Source organism: Pseudomonas sp. 910_23 (genome assembly GCF_052850795.1).
The window spans coordinates 19,620-35,607 of sequence record NZ_VXCZ01000004.1; the positions used below are offsets into that span (position 1 = coordinate 19,620).

At 62.1% G+C, this 15,988-nt stretch carries 15 protein-coding genes; 10 read left to right on the plus strand and 5 right to left on the minus strand.

The genetic code is table 11. The features are described 5' to 3' along the window. The first annotated feature begins 134 nt into the window (after positions 1-134). The 7 genes from minD to FW800_RS05820 all read left to right on the plus strand — a co-directional run bounded on the left by minD (position 135) and on the right by FW800_RS05820 (position 7,327). On the plus strand, positions 135-947 hold the full coding sequence (minD, locus tag FW800_RS05790) for a septum site-determining protein MinD (protein ID WP_103733707.1): 813 nt from the start codon (positions 135-137) through the stop codon (positions 945-947). Positions 948-950: 3 nt separating this feature from the next. After that, positions 951-1,205 carry a cell division topological specificity factor MinE gene (gene minE, locus FW800_RS05795; RefSeq protein ID WP_003175252.1) on the plus strand — a complete coding sequence of 85 codons (255 nt, stop codon included), beginning with the start codon at positions 951-953 and terminating at the stop codon, positions 1,203-1,205. A 93-nt stretch (positions 1,206-1,298) separates the two neighbouring features. Continuing rightward, positions 1,299-1,934, plus strand: a complete 636-nt coding sequence (locus FW800_RS05800; RefSeq protein ID WP_223018155.1) for an RluA family pseudouridine synthase — start codon at positions 1,299-1,301, stop codon at positions 1,932-1,934. Between the two features lie 171 nt (positions 1,935-2,105). Further along, positions 2,106-3,395, plus strand: a complete 1,290-nt coding sequence (locus FW800_RS05805; RefSeq protein ID WP_228308780.1) for a M18 family aminopeptidase — start codon at positions 2,106-2,108, stop codon at positions 3,393-3,395. Between the two features lie 163 nt (positions 3,396-3,558). Next, positions 3,559-3,726, plus strand: coding sequence for a hypothetical protein (locus tag FW800_RS05810; protein WP_177464419.1), 168 nt, complete (start codon positions 3,559-3,561; stop codon positions 3,724-3,726). A gap of 72 nt (positions 3,727-3,798) precedes the next feature. Further along, a complete protein-coding gene (locus FW800_RS05815; protein WP_103733706.1) occupies positions 3,799-5,964 on the plus strand; it encodes a mechanosensitive ion channel family protein in 2,166 nt (721 codons plus the stop codon). A 16-nt stretch (positions 5,965-5,980) separates the two neighbouring features. Continuing rightward, positions 5,981-7,327 carry an amidohydrolase gene (locus FW800_RS05820; protein ID WP_446437203.1) on the plus strand — a complete coding sequence of 449 codons (1,347 nt, stop codon included), beginning with the start codon at positions 5,981-5,983 and terminating at the stop codon, positions 7,325-7,327. Between the two features lie 112 nt (positions 7,328-7,439). On the opposite strand, the gene FW800_RS05825 is transcribed toward FW800_RS05820, so the two are convergent. The 5 genes from FW800_RS05825 to FW800_RS05845 all read right to left on the minus strand — a co-directional run bounded on the left by FW800_RS05825 (position 7,440) and on the right by FW800_RS05845 (position 12,214). Then, positions 7,440-7,664 carry an MbtH family protein gene (locus FW800_RS05825; RefSeq protein WP_003192847.1) on the minus strand — a complete coding sequence of 75 codons (225 nt, stop codon included), beginning with the start codon at positions 7,662-7,664 and terminating at the stop codon, positions 7,440-7,442. 82 nt (positions 7,665-7,746) lie between these two features. Next, positions 7,747-9,144, minus strand: coding sequence for an aspartate aminotransferase family protein (locus FW800_RS05830; RefSeq protein ID WP_078821945.1), 1,398 nt, complete (start codon positions 9,142-9,144; stop codon positions 7,747-7,749). Positions 9,145-9,323: 179 nt separating this feature from the next. Then, positions 9,324-10,091: an N-acetylmuramoyl-L-alanine amidase gene (locus tag FW800_RS05835; protein WP_103733704.1), complete on the minus strand. Its 768-nt coding sequence runs from the start codon at positions 10,089-10,091 to the stop codon at positions 9,324-9,326. A 123-nt stretch (positions 10,092-10,214) separates the two neighbouring features. Next, positions 10,215-11,534: an ATP-binding protein gene (locus FW800_RS05840; protein ID WP_446437204.1), complete on the minus strand. Its 1,320-nt coding sequence runs from the start codon at positions 11,532-11,534 to the stop codon at positions 10,215-10,217. After that, a complete protein-coding gene (locus FW800_RS05845) occupies positions 11,534-12,214 on the minus strand; it encodes a response regulator (protein WP_005789979.1) in 681 nt (226 codons plus the stop codon). Before FW800_RS05845 ends, FW800_RS05840 begins: the two co-directional genes overlap by 1 nt. A gap of 445 nt (positions 12,215-12,659) precedes the next feature. On the opposite strand from FW800_RS05845, the gene dsbD reads away from it, so the two are divergent. Genes dsbD through dsbG form a run of 3 tightly spaced genes read left to right on the plus strand, consistent with a single transcriptional unit; the run spans position 12,660 to position 15,969 of the window. Then, a complete protein-coding gene (gene dsbD / locus FW800_RS05850; RefSeq protein ID WP_446437205.1) occupies positions 12,660-14,387 on the plus strand; it encodes a protein-disulfide reductase DsbD in 1,728 nt (575 codons plus the stop codon). After that, the gene (locus tag FW800_RS05855) at positions 14,387-15,232 is read left to right on the plus strand and encodes a TlpA disulfide reductase family protein (RefSeq protein WP_032880099.1); all 846 of its coding nucleotides are present in this window, start codon (positions 14,387-14,389) and stop codon (positions 15,230-15,232) included. Before dsbD ends, FW800_RS05855 begins: the two co-directional genes overlap by 1 nt. Continuing rightward, positions 15,208-15,969 carry a thiol:disulfide interchange protein DsbG gene (gene dsbG, locus FW800_RS05860; RefSeq protein ID WP_032880097.1) on the plus strand — a complete coding sequence of 254 codons (762 nt, stop codon included), beginning with the start codon at positions 15,208-15,210 and terminating at the stop codon, positions 15,967-15,969. Before FW800_RS05855 ends, dsbG begins: the two co-directional genes overlap by 25 nt. The last annotated feature ends 19 nt before the right edge of the window (positions 15,970-15,988 follow it).

A 15,988-nucleotide genomic window follows, 5' to 3' on the forward strand; every position in this document is an offset into this window, starting at 1 on the left:
TGTAGGACTTTTTGGAAGTTGGTGTTTCTCCATGGAAACTCCTTCTTTTTCCTGCAAAGGCTGTCCGCCTGCAGCGAGTTTCAAGAGATGTTTTTCAGGGACCGAAAGTCCTTTTTCCTTAGGGGTGAAACACCTTGGCCAAGATTCTCGTGGTTACATCCGGCAAGGGTGGTGTGGGTAAGACCACCACCAGCGCCGCTATCGGTACCGGCCTCGCTCTGCGCGGCCACAAGACAGTCATCGTCGACTTCGACGTCGGTTTGCGTAACCTCGACCTGATCATGGGCTGCGAACGCCGCGTGGTGTACGACTTCGTCAACGTGGTGAACGGCGAAGCCAACCTGCAACAGGCCCTGATCAAGGACAAGCGCCTTGAGAACCTGTATGTACTGGCCGCCAGCCAGACCCGCGACAAAGACGCGCTGACCAAGGAAGGCGTGGGCAAGGTTCTCGCCGAGCTCAAGGAAACCTTCGAATACGTGGTGTGCGATTCTCCGGCCGGTATTGAAACCGGTGCTCACCTGGCGATGTACTTCGCCGATGAAGCCATCGTGGTGACCAACCCGGAAGTTTCCTCGGTACGTGACTCGGACCGTATGCTGGGCCTCTTGGCCAGCAAGTCCAAGCGCGCTGAAGAAGGCCAGGACGCGATCAAGGAGCACCTGTTGCTCACCCGCTACAACCCGGAGCGCGTCAACAATGGCGAGATGCTCGGCGTTGAAGACGTGAAGGAAATCCTCGCCGTGACCCTGCTGGGCGTGATTCCGGAATCCCAGGCCGTACTGAAGGCATCCAACCAGGGCGTGCCGGTGATTCTTGACGACCAGAGCGACGCCGGCCAGGCGTACAGCGATGCAGTCGATCGCTTGCTGGGCAAGACCGTGGAACACCGCTTCCTCGATGTTAAGAAGAAGGGATTCTTCGAGCGTATCTTTGGAGGCAACTAAACAATGAAATTTCTCGACTTCTTTCGCGCCAACAAAAAGCCAAGTACCGCGTCGGTAGCGAAAGAGCGTCTACAGATCATCGTGGCGCACGAACGCGGCCAACGCAGCACGCCGGATTACCTGCCAGCCTTGCAGAAGGAACTGGTCGAGGTGATCCGCAAGTACGTCAATATCGGCAACGATGACGTGCATGTCGCTCTGGAAAATGACGGCAGCTGCTCGATTCTGGAACTCAATATCACCCTGCCCGATCGTTGATCGAAAGGGCGGTCGCCACGGCGGCTCGACCACCTTGATCCTTCGGGAACCAGGTGGGCGAGCCGCCGTTGGCGTTTGTTACGAGGCTGTTTAATGCCGCTGTCCAATATACATATCCTGCATCAGGACGACGCTGTCCTGGTGGTGAACAAGCCGACCCTGCTGCTCTCGGTGCCTGGTCGCGCCGACGACAACAAGGATTGCCTGATTACCCGCCTGCAGGAAAACGGTTACCCCGAAGCCCGTATCGTCCATCGGCTTGACTGGGAAACCTCGGGGATCATCCTGCTGGCCCGGGATGCCGACACCCATCGCGAACTGTCCCGCCAGTTTCACGACCGCGAAACAGAAAAAGCCTACACCGCCCTGGCCTGGGGCCAACCGGAACTGGACAGCGGCAGCATCGACCTGCCATTGCGCTACGACCCGCCGACCAAGCCACGGCATGTGGTGGACCACGAGTTCGGCAAGCACGCCCTGACCTTCTGGAAAGTGCTGGAGCGTTGCGGCGACTGGTGCCGCGTGGAGCTGACGCCGATCACCGGGCGTTCGCACCAGTTGCGTGTGCATATGCTGTCCATCGGTCATCCGTTGCTGGGTGATGGTTTGTATGCTCATGAACGAGCCTTGGCTGCCTGGCCGCGGCTGTGCCTGCACGCAAGCATGCTCAGTTTCACCCATCCACAAAGCGGCGAGCGCCTGCGCTTCGAGTGCCCTGCCCCCTTTTAAGCTGTGAACACGGGTAAATGTGGGAGGGGGCTTGCCTCCGATGGCGGAGTGTCAGTCACTGTATTTGCTCACTGACACACCGCAATCGGGAGCAAGCCCCCTCCCGCATTTGTTCTGTGCACTTCTGGCCATCGAACGGTAAACTCCGCGCATTGCTGTCTGGAGCTATTTATGCGCGAAGCGTTGAATCAAGGCCTGATCGACTTCCTCAAGGCCTCCCCTACTCCTTTTCATGCCACTGCGGCCCTCGCCCAGCGCCTGGAAGCGGCCGGTTACCAGCGTCTCGACGAGCGCGACACCTGGACCACCGAGGCCAATGGTCGCTACTACGTGACCCGCAACGACTCCTCGATCATCGCCTTCAAGCTCGGTCGCCACTCGCCGTTGCAGGGCGGCATCCGCCTGGTCGGCGCCCACACCGACAGCCCGTGCCTGCGGGTCAAACCCCAGCCTGAGCTGCAACGCCAGGGTTTCTGGCAGTTGGGCGTGGAAGTCTACGGCGGTGCGCTGCTCGCGCCGTGGTTCGACCGCGACCTGTCCCTGGCTGGCCGCGTCACCTTCCGCCGCGACGGCAAGGTCGAAAGCCAATTGATCGACTTCAAGCTGCCGATCGCCATCATTCCCAACCTGGCCATTCACCTTAACCGTGAGGCCAACCAGGGTTGGGCGATCAATGCCCAGACCGAGCTGCCGCCGATCCTTGCGCAATTTGCCGGTGACGAACGCGTGGACTTTCGCGCCGTGCTCACCGAGCAGTTGGCCCGCGAGCATGGGTTGAACGCTGATGTGGTGCTCGACTACGAGCTGAGCTTCTACGACACCCAAAGCGCGGCGGTCATCGGCCTCAATGGCGATTTCATCGCCGGTGCGCGCCTGGACAACCTGCTGTCGTGCTACGCCGGCCTGCAAGCCTTGCTGACCAGCGAGACCGACGAAACCTGCGTGCTGGTGTGCAACGATCACGAAGAAGTCGGCTCCTGCTCAGCCTGCGGCGCCGATGGCCCGATGCTGGAGCAGACCCTGCGCCGCCTGTTGCCTGAAGGTGATGAGTTCGTACGCACCATTCAGAAATCACTGCTGGTATCGGCGGACAACGCCCACGGCGTGCACCCCAACTACGCCGAGAAGCACGACGCCAACCACGGTCCGAAACTCAATGCCGGGCCGGTGATCAAGGTCAACAGCAACCAGCGCTACGCCACCAACAGCGAAACCGCCGGGTTCTTCCGTCACCTGTGCATGGCCGAAGAAGTGCCGGTACAAAGCTTTGTGGTGCGCAGTGACATGGGCTGCGGCTCGACCATCGGCCCGATCACCGCCAGCCACCTGGGTGTACGCACCGTGGATATCGGCTTGCCGACGTTTGCCATGCACTCCATTCGAGAGCTGTGCGGCAGCCATGACCTGGCGCATCTGGTGAAGGTGCTGGGGGCGTTTTACGCGAGCCGCGACCTGCCCTGATTTGACGGGCAAAATGTGATCGAAATGTGGGAGGGGGGCTTGCTCCCTCCCACATTTGGTTCGATGTACTGCCAAACTGACTTGTATCACCTGCACTTCCTGCAATCGCGCCTAGACTTGTCAAAACTTCCACTGCGACAAGGCTATTGCTCCCATGATTTCAATGTCCTCATTCCACGCCATGCTCATCCCCATCGTGATCGGCATGATCATGCTCGCGGTCGGTTTCAATTTTCGCGACAAGCCCCTCGGCGTGTTCGGCATGTGGGTTGGTATGCTGCTGATCCTGGGCACCGTGGTCTACAAGATCCTCGCCAAACTGGCGCAATGACAAATGCGCTCGCATTGGGCATAGCGGCCTCGTACACTCGGTCAATTCGTTGCTTTGAAGGTTGACCGCCTCGTGCTTTCCCGTCTGTTTGCCCTGCCCTGCTACCTGCTGATCGCCCTGCTCACGCTGCTGCCGCTGTCATCCGCCCAAGCCGTAGGCTTGCCCGGAATGCTGGGTGGTTCCAGCAAGACCCAACCCCAGGCTGAAGTGCCCCTGGGGCAGTCGCTGGACGAGGTGATCAAGACTCTCGAAAACGACCAACAGCGCACCCAGTTGCTGAGCGACCTGAAAAAGCTGCGCGCCGCCACGCAAAAGGCCCAACCCGCGACAGAGCAAGGTGTGCTCGGGTTGATCGGCAGCACGCTGTCGGGCTTTGAACAGCAGTTTTCCGGCGCCGACAGCCCATTGGGGCGCTGGTCCAATGAAGTCGACCTGGCCAAGGATGAACTGGGCGCGCTGATGCTGCCGGCCAACGAATGGCTGCCGATCATCTTTGGTTTTGCCGTGATCCTGGCAGTGTGGAGCCTGCTGGCCGCCGCGCTGATCTGGCTCAGCCACCGGGTACGCGAGCGTTTCGGCCTGCCCGAAGAGTTGCCGCAACACCCGCGCACCTGGGACATGCTGCGCTTTGCCCTGCGCAAGCTGGGCCCCTGGTTGATCGCCCTGGTGATCACGGTTTACCTGAGCTACGCCCTGCCTTCCTCCCTGGGCAAATCCCTGGCGATGGTGCTGGCGTATGCCTTGGTGGTCGGCACCTGTTTTTCGGCAATCTGCGTAATTGCCTTCTCCGTACTCGACGGCCCGCACCGCCACCGCGCCCTGTATATCCTGCGCCATCAGGCGTTCCGCCCGCTGTGGTGGATCGGCAGCTTTGCCGCCTTCGGTGAAGCCTTGAGCGATCCGCGCCTGATCGAGGCGCTCGGCCAGCACCTGGCCCACACCGCCGCAACCGTAGCCAATGTAATGGCGGCGCTGTCCACCGGCGTGTTTATCCTGCGTTTCCGCCGACCGATTGCACACCTGATCCGCAACCAGCCGCTGTCGCGCCGCCTGACCCGCCGCGCCCTCACCGACACCCTGTCGATCATCGGTACCTTCTGGTACATCCCGGCCTTGCTGCTGGTAGGTATCTCACTGTTCGCGACCTTCCTGTCGGCCGGCGACACCAGCACCGCGCTGCGCCAGTCGCTGCTGTGCACGGTGCTGCTGGTGTTGTGCATGGTGATCAACGGCCTGGTGCGCCGCCACGCCCTCAAGCCGCAGCGCGGGCACAAACGCCACGCGCTGTACTCCGAACGCCTCAAAGGGTTTGTCTACACCCTGGTGCACCTGGTGGTGTGGCTGGCGTTTATCGAGTTGGGGCTGCGGGTGTGGGGCCTGTCGATGATTCGCTTTACCGAAGGTGACGGCCATGAAATAGCCGTGAAGCTGTTTGGCCTCGGTGGGACCTTGCTGTTTGCCTGGCTGATCTGGATCCTCAGCGACACCGCCATCCACCACGCCCTGACCCGCTCACGCAAAGGCCTGGCCAACGCGCGTGCGCAAACCATGATGCCGCTGATCCGCAACGTGCTGTTCGTGACCATCTTCATCATCGCCGCCATTGTGGCGCTGGCGAACATGGGCATGAACGTCACCCCATTGCTGGCCGGTGCGGGTGTAATCGGTATCGCTATCGGCTTTGGTGCGCAGTCGCTGGTAGCGGACTTGATCACCGGCTTGTTCATCATCATCGAAGACTCCCTGGCCATCGACGACTACGTAGACGTCGGCGGCCACCTGGGTACGGTGGAGGGCCTGACCATCCGCACCGTGCGCCTGCGCGATATCGACGGCATCGTGCACACCATCCCGTTCAGCGAGATCAAGAGCATCAAGAACTACTCCCGAGAGTTCGGCTACGCGATCTTCCGGGTGGCAATCCCCTACAACATGGAAATCGACGACGCAATCAAGCTGATGCGCGATGTCGGCCACGCCATGCGCAATGACCCCCTGCAACGCCGCAATATCTGGTCGCCGTTGGAAATCCAGGGCGTGGAGAGTTTCGAATCCGGCAGCGCGATCCTGCGCGCACGCTTCAAGACCGCGCCGATCAAGCAGTGGGAAGTCTCGCGAGCGTTCAACCTGTCGCTCAAGCGGCACCTGGATGAAGCAGGGCTCGACCTGGCAACGCCGCGCTTGAGCGTGCAGGTGCTGACCGCCGGCAGCGTGCAGGAGAAAGATCCACAACAATAAGCAAGCAGAGGTTGGTATGCGAATGAACGGTCTGACACACCAATGGGTTTTGGGTTTGCTCTGCGCGGTCACGAGCAGTGCAGTGATTGCCGCCAGCAGCGGCCAGGACGGTGCCAGGGAAACCATTGCCTCCCAGGCAAAAATACTCGAACCCAGCCTGTTGGAAACCCGCCGCGACATCCACGCCCATCCGGAACTGGGCAATACCGAAACCCGCACCGCCGAGTTGGTCGCCAAACAATTGCGCGAACTCGGCCTTGAGGTGAAGACCGGGGTGGCCCGCACCGGCGTCGTTGCCATATTGAAAGGCGCGCTGCCCGGCCCGACCGTGGCCCTGCGCGCCGACATGGATGCGCTGCCGGTCAAGGAAGTCGCCGACCTGCCCTTCGCCTCCAAAGCCAAGGGCACCTACCTGGGCAAGGAAGTCGATGTGATGCACGCCTGCGGTCACGACGCCCATACCGCCATCCTGCTGAGCACTGCGAAGATTCTTACCGGGATGCGCGACCGCCTGCCCGGCACCGTGGTGTTTTATTTCCAACCGGCCGAAGAAGGCCCCAGCGATTTTATCCCCGACGGCAAGAACACCTGGGGCGCGAAGATGATGGTGCAGGAAGGCGTGATGAAAGCGCCCAAGCCTGACGCGGTGTTCGGCCTGCATGTGTGGGCCGGTGTGCCTGCCGGGCAAATCGCCTACCGCCCAGGCCCGACCCTGGCCAGCTCCGACGACCTGCGCATCAGGATCCTCGGCAAACAGACCCACGCCGGCCGCCCCTGGGACGGTATCGACCCGATCACCGTTGGCGCGCAAACCATTGTCGGCCTGCAGACCGTGGTCAGCCGCCGTACCGATATTTCGTCATTCCCCTCTGTCGTGAGCATCGGCACCATCAACGGTGGTACCCGCTACAACATCATCCCCGAGTCGGTAGACATGAGCGGCACCATTCGCTCCTACGACTACGGCATTCGCCAGAAGCTGCATGCAGACGTGCGTCAAACCGTAGAGAAAATCGCCGAAAGCGGTGGCGCCAAGGCCGAAGTGACGATCATCGAGAAGTACGACCCCACCATCAACAACCCGGCGCTGACCGAGAAAATGCTGCCGAGCCTGCGCTGGGCGGCTCAGGGTGATGTGGTGCAAGGCCCGTTGGTGGGTGGCGCCGAAGACTTCTCGTTCTATGCCAAAGAGGCACCGGGGCTGTTTGTCTTCCTGGGGGTGACACCGAGGGACCAGGACATGAGCAAGGCGGCGCCGAATCACAACCCTGGGTTCTTTGTGGATGAGTCGGCGTTGGTGGTGGGCGTGAGGACGCTGGCGTCGTTGGCGACGGATTACCTCTACACCCACACCCTGCACTAATGCTTGATGTGGGAGGGGGCTTGCTCCCGATAGCAGTGTTTCAGTTGAACATTGGCTGACTGATACACCGCTATCGGGAGCAAGCCCCCTCCCACAGTCGGGCCCAAGTGAATCAGTTGGCGAGGGCGGCGCCGTCCATCTTCTGGCGCAAGCTCAACGGACGCATATCCGTCCACACTTCCTCGATATACGCCAGGCACTCCTTCTTCATGCCACTCTTGCCCACGGTTCGCCAGCCTTCAGGCACGGCCTTGTAGTCGGGCCAGATCGAATACTGCTCTTCGTGGTTGACCACTACCTGAAACAGGATGTCGTCGCGGTCAAATACTGAGGTCATTGCTGTTCTCCATCGCTCAAAGGCTGGCTGCGCACCACGCGCAGCGCTGATATCTGTAGAAACGTACCAGGCACCGCAAAAATTAAACGCCGGCAACCGCCGCCGCCAAGGCGCGCCCGAAGATCTCGGCCACCTGGTCGACTTCGGCCGCGGTGATCACCAGCGGTGGCAGAAAGCGCACCACGCCGCCATGGCGCCCGCCCATCTCCAGGATCAGCCCGCGCTTGAGGCACTCACGCTGCACCAGCGGTGCCAACAGGCGATGCACCGGCGGGTGCCCCAGGCTATCAAGCGGGCCCGTCGGATCCACCAGCTCCACCCCCAGCATCAGCCCACGACCACGGATATCCCCCAACTGCGGGAAGTCGCGCTGCAGGATGCGCAGGTGCTCGCACAGACGCTCGCCCATGGCCGCCGCATGACTGGCCAAGTCGTGATCCTTGAGGTAGCGCATCACCGCCGAGCCCGCCGCCATCGCCATCTGGTTGCCGCGGAACGTCCCGGCATGGGCACCCGGCAGCCAGGTGTCGAGCCAGTCGCGATACACCACCACCGCCAGCGGCAGGCTGCCGCCAATGGCCTTGGACATCACCACCACATCCGGAATGATGCCGGCGTGTTCGAAGGCAAACATCTTGCCGGTACGCCCAAAGCCGCTCTGGATTTCATCGACGATCAGCGCCACCCCCGCTTGCGCGGTGATACGCCTTAAGCCACGCAACCAATCGAGGTCGGCAGGGATCACGCCGCCTTCACCCTGAATCACTTCGACAATCACCGCCGCCGGCAGCACCACCCCGGCTTCGGGATCGTTGAGCAGGTTTTCCAGGTAGTGCAGGTTGGCCCGCACACCCTGGGCGCCGCCCAGCCCGAACGGGCAGCGGTAGTCATACGGAAATGGCAGGAACTGCACGCCATTGCCCAACAACGCCCCCAGCGGCTTCTTCGGCCCCAGGCTGCCCATCAAACTCAACGCCCCCTGGCTCATGCCGTGATAAGCGCCCTGGAACGACAGCACAGTGCTGCGCCCGGTGGCGGTGCGCACCAGCTTCAACGCGGCTTCCACCGCATCGGTGCCGGTGGGGCCGCAGAACTGGATTTTCGCTTCCCGCGCCAGTTCCGATGGCAGCAAGCCGAACAGGTCCTGCACGAACTGATCCTTGACCGGTGTGGTCAGGTCCAGAGTGTGCAGCGGCAACTCGTCGCTCAAGACTTGCTGGATCGCCTGGATCACCACCGGATGGTTATGCCCCAGCGCCAGGGTGCCGGCGCCGGCCAGGCAGTCGATGAAACGCCGCCCCTCGACGTCTTCCACATACAGGCCCTTGGCGCGTTTGAGCGCCAGGGGGATACGCCGCGGGTAGCTGCGGGCGTTGGACTCCTGCTGGCGCTGGCGGGCCAGCAGCGGGGTTTCGTCAAACTGGTAGAGCGTTTCCGCAGGCGCCAGGGCGTCTTCGATACGGCTGGTAGCGACTGACATCTCTCGATCCCTCAATACGCTGATGATGACCAAACTGCCGATCCGTTGGCGGCTGGCCCAAGGGCATGCGCACGGATTTCCTGTTCTGGAAACGCATCAGCTAGAACAGGATTTAGGGGGCGGCGATCGATAACTGATGAATGAAGATGCAAATGTGGGAGCAAGCCTCCTCCCACACTTCATAGCCCGCGGTATTTGTCGTTCAGTGCATACAAGATCGCGCAGCTCTCTGCATCCAGGAACCCGCAATAATCCCTAGCCCGAAAGTGCATCTGGAACGCCCGGGTGCGCTGTTCAAAGGCTCGGCGATTCTGCGCGGGCTTGTAGCCAAAACGCTGAAACGCCCGCTCTACCTCAACCTCTGGTGGCAAGCCGACACAAAAGCGGCGCTGGTACATCGCCCGTGTTGGCTCATCAAACCAGGCCCCAATACCGGCCTCATTCAGAACACGCCAGGGCAGCCGCGGCCCCGGATCACTCTTGCGCCAATAGGCCACATCCGAATGCCCGATCAGGTCAGTCGGGCCGACCTGCGGATAACGTGCAAGCACGTCGCGGACTAATGCAATCAACGCATCGATCTGTGCCGGGGAGTATTCGGGAAAGGTAAATACCCCCGCGTCATCCCGCGCCAGGTTGACGATTTCAACGCCAATCGAGCGGCTGTTGAGGTCATCCCTCCCCGCCCAATGGCTCACTCCCGCGTGCCAGGCGCGTTTGTCCTCATCCACCAGGCGAAACACGCGCAACTCTTCATAACCCGCGGCGCGGTAGCTGGATTCATCGGGGTCGGGCAGCAGATAGTGGGCGCTGACGCCGTGTTGCGTAAGGGTACGCAGGGACGAAGCAAAAGGCGCCGCGGTGTAGTGCAGAATAACCTGCTGCACGGATTCACCTTGGCGGTCGTTGAAATCCCTGGCAGGGAAACTGGTGTCAATAACCAACATAAGAACCGTCCTTTTCATTTCAGGCCGAATCATTCGGCCCGTTCAAGCGCAAAAAAATTACCGCCATCCTGAAGGGTTGAATGTCAGGCGGGCGGTAATTACTTGGCACATGAAAAGCAAGGTTCAGCGGCGCAGCGGCATACCCAGCTCAACCCGCAAGCCGTCCGGCTGGCTGTCGAACTCAAGCGAGCAGGCGCAGCGCTGCACAATCGCCTGCACGATCGCCAGGCCCAGGCCGCAGCCTTCGCTGTTGCCATTACGCCAGAAGCGCTGGGTAAGGTATTGCAGGTCTTCGCTGGAGATCTGCTTGCCATGGTCACGCACGCGGAACACCACGTTATCCGGGGAAGAAAACACGTGCAGTTCCACGCGGGTATCGGCGGGGGTATGGCGCAACGCGTTGTCCAGCAGGTTACGCAAGGCCGCGACGGCGAGGCCTACGGGCATTTCTACCGGAACGTGGGAGAGGTCCGGCGCAAGAATAAGATCGATACGGGAATTGTCACCGGCATTGGCGTCCTGGATCGCCAACCTGGCGACTTCTTCGGCACTGGACTGCAAGCCATCGTCAAACGACAAGCTGCCCTCCACCCGCGCCAACAGCAACAATTGCTCCAGCGTGCGATGCAAGCGGTCGGCGCCCTCCTCGGCGTGCGCCAGCGACTGGTCGCGCGCCGCACCTTCGGTCATGCGCGCCACTTGCAGGTGGGTCTTGATTGCCGTCAACGGGCTGCGCAGTTCATGGGCCGCGTCACCGGTCAGGCGGCGCTCGCGCTCGATGGTCTTGGCGATGCGCTGCAACAGTTGGTTCTGGGTGTCGAGCAACGGCTTGAGCTCGCTGGGCAACGGGTGAATCTGCAAGGGTTCGAGAGAGTCGGCGCTGCGGCGCATCAAGGCGTCGCGCATACGATTGAGCGGCACCAGGCTCTGGCCGATGCCCAGCCACAACAGGCACAGGCAACCGAGCAATGCCACGCCGACCGGTACCGATGCTGCCAGCAGGATCGACAGGTTGAGTGCCTCACGCTCCACCTGGCGGTCTGCGGTGGTGATCAGCAGGTCGCCCCGGGACAGGGTGAAACTGCGCCAACCCACGCCATCAATCATCTGGTCACGAAAACCACTCCTGCGCGACTCCAGACCTTCATCCGGGGTCGTGTGGCTGCGTGCAAGGATCTCGCCGCGCAAGGAGCTGACCTGACAGGCCATGCCCCCCGGCACATTCAACTGTTCGGTGCGCAAATGTGCACCACCGCTGACGCTGGCCAAACCCGGCATCTGCTCGGTGAGCCCGGCTACCATGCGCGCCGAGGCCACCAGGCGCTGGTCGAGGGAGAACATCATCTGGTTGCGCAAATCGTTGAGCATCCAGGCGGCCGCCAGCACCCAGATCAGCACAAAAGCGGCGCCCAGCTTGAACGTCAGGCGCAGACGCAAGCTCATCACTGAGTGTTCTCTCCTGCATCAGCCGGCCCCAGGCGATAGCCCAAGCCCCTGACGGTCTCGACGATGCCATTGCCCAACTTGCGCCGCAGGTGATGGATATGCACGTTGAGCGCGTTGCTTTCCAGCTCATCACTGAACCCGTAGATGCTGTCCTTGAGCTGCTCGCTGGACAACACACGGCCCTTGTTGTGCAGCAGCGCCTGCAACAGCGCCTGTTCGCGACGGGACAGGTCCACCGGCTGGCCATCCAGGAAGGTCTCGCGGCTGCTGGGGTCGTAGGCCAGGCGGCCGTGCTCGATGAGATTGACACTGCGCCCCGCCACCCGGCGCAACAGGGTTTGCAGGCGGGCGGCGAGTTCGCGCAGGTCGAAGGGCTTGAGCAGGTAGTCATCGGCGCCAGCTTGCAGGCCGTCGACGCGGTTGGTCACCGAGTCCCGCGCGGTGAGGATCAGCACGGGAATTTCCAGGCCCTGGCTGCGCTGTTGTTGCAGCAGCTTGAGGCCATCTTCGTCAGGCAGGCCGAGGTCGAGCACCATGATGTCGAACGCTGCGGCCTTGAGCATCGCCCTGGCGGCTGCGGCCGTGGCCACGCGCTCGACCGTAAAGCCCTGGGCACCGAGGCCGGCCACGATACCGCTGGCGATCAGTTCGTCGTCTTCACAGACCAGTACGTGCATGCTGAACCCTTCATGAAAGATGGGGGTGATTAGAAAAGCGCCAGATTAAGCGCGCATTATGCCGCTAAAGTTCACAACATCAGATTATCCCTACACTCTAGGGGGCGTTCTCAATTAGTTTCCCCGCCGCGTTGTCGCCTTAAAGCGGGCCAGGCAAGGCGCAGGCCGCAGGGAATGGTTGTTCCCTTTCCAAGGCCTGCAACGCAGGCTGGCCCGCTTTAAGGCACAACCCGAAGGGCCGGGCCTGCTGTTGTGCAGGGCTGCGTTGCTCGAAGCTTATTTGGAATGACCAAACCACGCTTCTCGCGCCTTGCCCTGCACAACAGCAGACCCGGCGCGACGGGGAAACTAATTGAGAACGCCCCCTAGAATAGCGTCCGGTTAATCATCGGTTAATCAGCGCCACACATTGTGTGCCTCACTTGCATCGAACTAAGGCTTGACCATGCGGCATCTGTTTACCTTTCTGCTGGTATTGTTCGCGGGATTCGCCCAGGCAGCGCCGGGCAACCCCTTCGAAACCAAACCCGATTTCCTCCCGGTGGGCAAAGCCTTCACCTTTACCTCCGAACGCCTTGAAAGTGGCGAAACCCAACTGTATTGGCAGATAGCCGACGGTTACTACCTGTACCAGCAGCGCATGAAGTTCGACGGTTTGGCCGAACAACCCGTGCTGCCCCAGGGTGAAGCCCATAGCGATGAGTTCTTCGGCGAACAGCAAGTGTATCGCCAGGGCCTGGAAGTGAAGATCCCGGCCGGCGCCACCGGCAATGTCAAGCTGGGCTGGCAAGGCTGTGCCGATGCAGGCCTGTGCTATCCGCCGCAGTCGATCACCGTGGACCTGGGCGGCAACCCGGCCGTAGCCGCTACCGCGCAGGCCCAGGACCAAAGCCTGGCCAGCGGCCTGCAACAACGCAGCCTGGGCTGGAGCCTGCTGATCTTCTTTGGCCTGGGCCTGTTGTTGGCGTTTGCGCCCTGCTCGCTGCCGATGCTGCCGATTCTCGCCGGCCTGGTAGTCGGCAGTGGCGCCAGCCCGCGCCGTGGTTTTGCCTTGGCCGGTAGCTACGTGGTGTGCATGGCACTGGTGTATGCGGGCCTGGGTGTGATGGCCGCGCTGCTTGGCGCCAACCTCGCCGCGCTGCTGCAAACCCCGTGGATACTTGGCAGCTTTGCCGCGCTGTTCGTGCTGCTGGCCCTGCCGATGTTCGGCTTCTTTGAATTGCAGTTGCCCGCCTTCCTGCGCGACCGTCTCGATAACGTTAGCCGCCAGCAAAGCGGTGGCAGCCTGGTGGGTGCCGGTGTGCTCGGCGCGCTGTCCGGCCTGCTGGTGGGCCCGTGCATGACCGCGCCCCTGGCCGGCGCCCTGCTGTATATCGCCCAGAGCGGCAATGCGCTGCACGGTGGCCTGATCCTGTTCGCCATGGGCATCGGTATCGGCATTCCGCTGTTGCTGCTGGTGACCGTGGGCAATCGCTTCCTGCCCAAGCCGGGCACCTGGATGAACGTGCTCAAGGGTATCTTCGGCTTCCTGTTCCTGGGCACCGCCGTGCTGATGATTCGCCCAGTGGTCGGCGACAGCCTGTGGATCGGCGTGTGGGGTGCGTTGGCGCTGGTGATGGCGTACTGCGGCTGGACACTGGCCCGTGAGTTCGGCCTGGCCGCCAAGGTGTTCGGCGCAGGTTCCCTGGTGCTGGGCCTGTGGGGCGCGGTACTGGTGGTGGGCGCAGCCGGTGGCAGCGATGAGCTGTGGCAACCGTTGAAGGTTTACAGCGGCTCAAAGGTCGCCGGTGCACCGAGCGCTCACGATGCCTTCACCACCATCAATGACCCGGCCGTGCTGCAAAGCCAGCTCGACAGCGCCAAGGCCCAGGGCCAATGGGTGCTGCTGGATTACTACGCTGACTGGTGCGTGTCGTGCAAGATCATGGAAAAACAGGTGTTCGGCAAACCCGAGGTGATGGACGCGCTCAAAGACGTGCGCCTGCTACGCCTGGACGTCACCGCCGACAACGCTGCCAGCCGCGAACTGCTGGGCCGCTACAAGGTGCCGGGGCCACCGAGCTTCGTGTGGATCGGCCCGGACGGTGATGAACGTCGCGCCCAACGCATCACCGGCGAAGTGGATGCCGCCGCCTTCCTGCAACGCTGGACGCAAACCCGAGACGCGCGCTGATGTTGACCCTGACCATCGGCACATTCGCCATCGCCCTGAATCACATCCTGCTGATCAGCGCGCTGATTCTCGCCACCCTGGTGGGCTGGCGCGTGGCAAAGCGTGGCGGTGAGAACCCCGAATCGGTGCTGTTCAGCCTGTTCCTGCTGGGCATGTTGGCCGCCCGCGTCAGCTTCGTGCTGATGTACTGGAGTTATTACAGCAACGACTGGGTCGAGATGGTCGACCTGCGTGACGGTGGCTTCCTCGCCTGGCCCGGCATCATCGCGCTGGTGCTCGGCGCGCTGGCGTATGGCTGGCGTCGCCCGGCCCTGCGCAAGCCGCTCAGCGCCGGGGTGATCACCGGTCTGTTGTTCTGGGGCATGGCCAGCCTGTCCCTCAGCCTGTATGAAAAAGGCACGCGCCTGCCGGACATCACCCTGCGCAACGCCAATGGCGAGGTGGTGCAACTGGCGGATTACCAGGGTGGCCCGCTGGTGATCAACCTGTGGGCCACCTGGTGCCCGCCGTGCCGGCGCGAAATGCCCGTGCTGGAAAACGCCCAGCGTATGCGCCCCGACGTGACCTTTCTGTTCGTCAACCAGGCCGAGAGCATGCAAAGCGTCAGCACCTACCTGGCCACCCAGGGCCTGAACCTGGACAACGTGCTGTTCGACGCCAGCGGCCGCCTCGGCCAGGCCGTGGGCTCCATGGCCCTGCCGACCACGCTGTTCTACCAAGCCGATGGGCGCCTGATCAACAGCCACCTGGGCGAACTCTCCGAAGCCAGCCTGGCCCGGGCCATGGAACCCTTCGATGACACCACGACAAGGAAACCGACATGCCTCGCCTCCGCCACCTGCTGACCCTGCTGCCCTTGACGCTCGCCGCCTCCCTGGCCCAGGCCGAAGACTGGCCGGCGCCGATCAAACAGATCGAAGCCAAGGGCGCCAGGATCATCGGTAAATTCGATGCCCCCAGCGGCCTCACCGGCTACGCTGCCCAGTACCAGAACCGTGGCATGGCCCTGTACCTGACCGCCGACGGCAAAAACGTGATCGCCGGCAACCTGTACGACGCCCAGGGCAATGACCTGAGCACCGCGCCCCTGGAAAAACTGGTGTACGCACCCATGGCCAAGGAAGTCTGGGCAAAGATGGAAAAAAGCAGCTGGATCCAGGACGGCGACAAAAACGCCCCGCGTACCGTGTACCTGTTCAGCGACCCCAACTGCCCGTACTGCAACATGTTCTGGGAACAGGCGCGGCCGTGGGTCAAGGCCGGCAAGGTACAGTTGCGCCACATCATGGTCGGCATCATCCGCGAAGACAGCCCAGGCAAATCCGCCGCCCTGCTCGCCGCCAAAGACCCGCAAAAAGCCCTGCAAGAACACGAAGCCGCCGGCAAGGGCAGTAAGCTCAAGGCGCTGGAGAAGATCCCGGCCGAGGTCGAGGCCAAGCTCGATGCCAATATGAAGTTGATGGATGAACTGGAGTTGTCAGCAACGCCGGCGATTTTCTATCTGGATGACAAGGGTGGATTGCAGCAGCAACAGGGGGCGCCTTCGCCGGAGAAGTTAGTGAAGATTCTCGGGCCAAAATAAGCGCCGCCCTCGCAGGCGC

Bases quoted from the DNA above. Each gene is read 5' to 3' on its own strand.
- FW800_RS05805 (WP_228308780.1), top strand. From the start codon at position 2,106: ATGCGCGAAGCGTTGAATCAAGGCCTGATCGACTTCCTCAAGGCCTCC.
- FW800_RS05855 (WP_032880099.1), top strand. From the start codon at position 14,387: ATGTTGACCCTGACCATCGGCACATTCGCCATCGCCCTGAATCACATC.
- FW800_RS05840 (WP_446437204.1), bottom strand. From the start codon at position 11,534: ATGAGCTTGCGTCTGCGCCTGACGTTCAAGCTGGGCGCCGCTTTTGTG.
- minE (WP_003175252.1), top strand. From the start codon at position 951: ATGAAATTTCTCGACTTCTTTCGCGCCAACAAAAAGCCAAGTACCGCG.
- dsbG (WP_032880097.1), top strand. From the start codon at position 15,208: ATGCCTCGCCTCCGCCACCTGCTGACCCTGCTGCCCTTGACGCTCGCC.
- FW800_RS05830 (WP_078821945.1), bottom strand. From the start codon at position 9,144: ATGTCAGTCGCTACCAGCCGTATCGAAGACGCCCTGGCGCCTGCGGAA.
- FW800_RS05800 (WP_223018155.1), top strand. From the start codon at position 1,299: ATGCCGCTGTCCAATATACATATCCTGCATCAGGACGACGCTGTCCTG.
- FW800_RS05810 (WP_177464419.1), top strand. From the start codon at position 3,559: ATGTCCTCATTCCACGCCATGCTCATCCCCATCGTGATCGGCATGATC.
- FW800_RS05845 (WP_005789979.1), bottom strand. From the start codon at position 12,214: ATGCACGTACTGGTCTGTGAAGACGACGAACTGATCGCCAGCGGTATC.
- FW800_RS05825 (WP_003192847.1), bottom strand. From the start codon at position 7,664: ATGACCTCAGTATTTGACCGCGACGACATCCTGTTTCAGGTAGTGGTC.
- dsbD (WP_446437205.1), top strand. From the start codon at position 12,660: ATGCGGCATCTGTTTACCTTTCTGCTGGTATTGTTCGCGGGATTCGCC.
- FW800_RS05820 (WP_446437203.1), top strand. From the start codon at position 5,981: ATGCGAATGAACGGTCTGACACACCAATGGGTTTTGGGTTTGCTCTGC.
- FW800_RS05835 (WP_103733704.1), bottom strand. From the start codon at position 10,091: ATGTTGGTTATTGACACCAGTTTCCCTGCCAGGGATTTCAACGACCGC.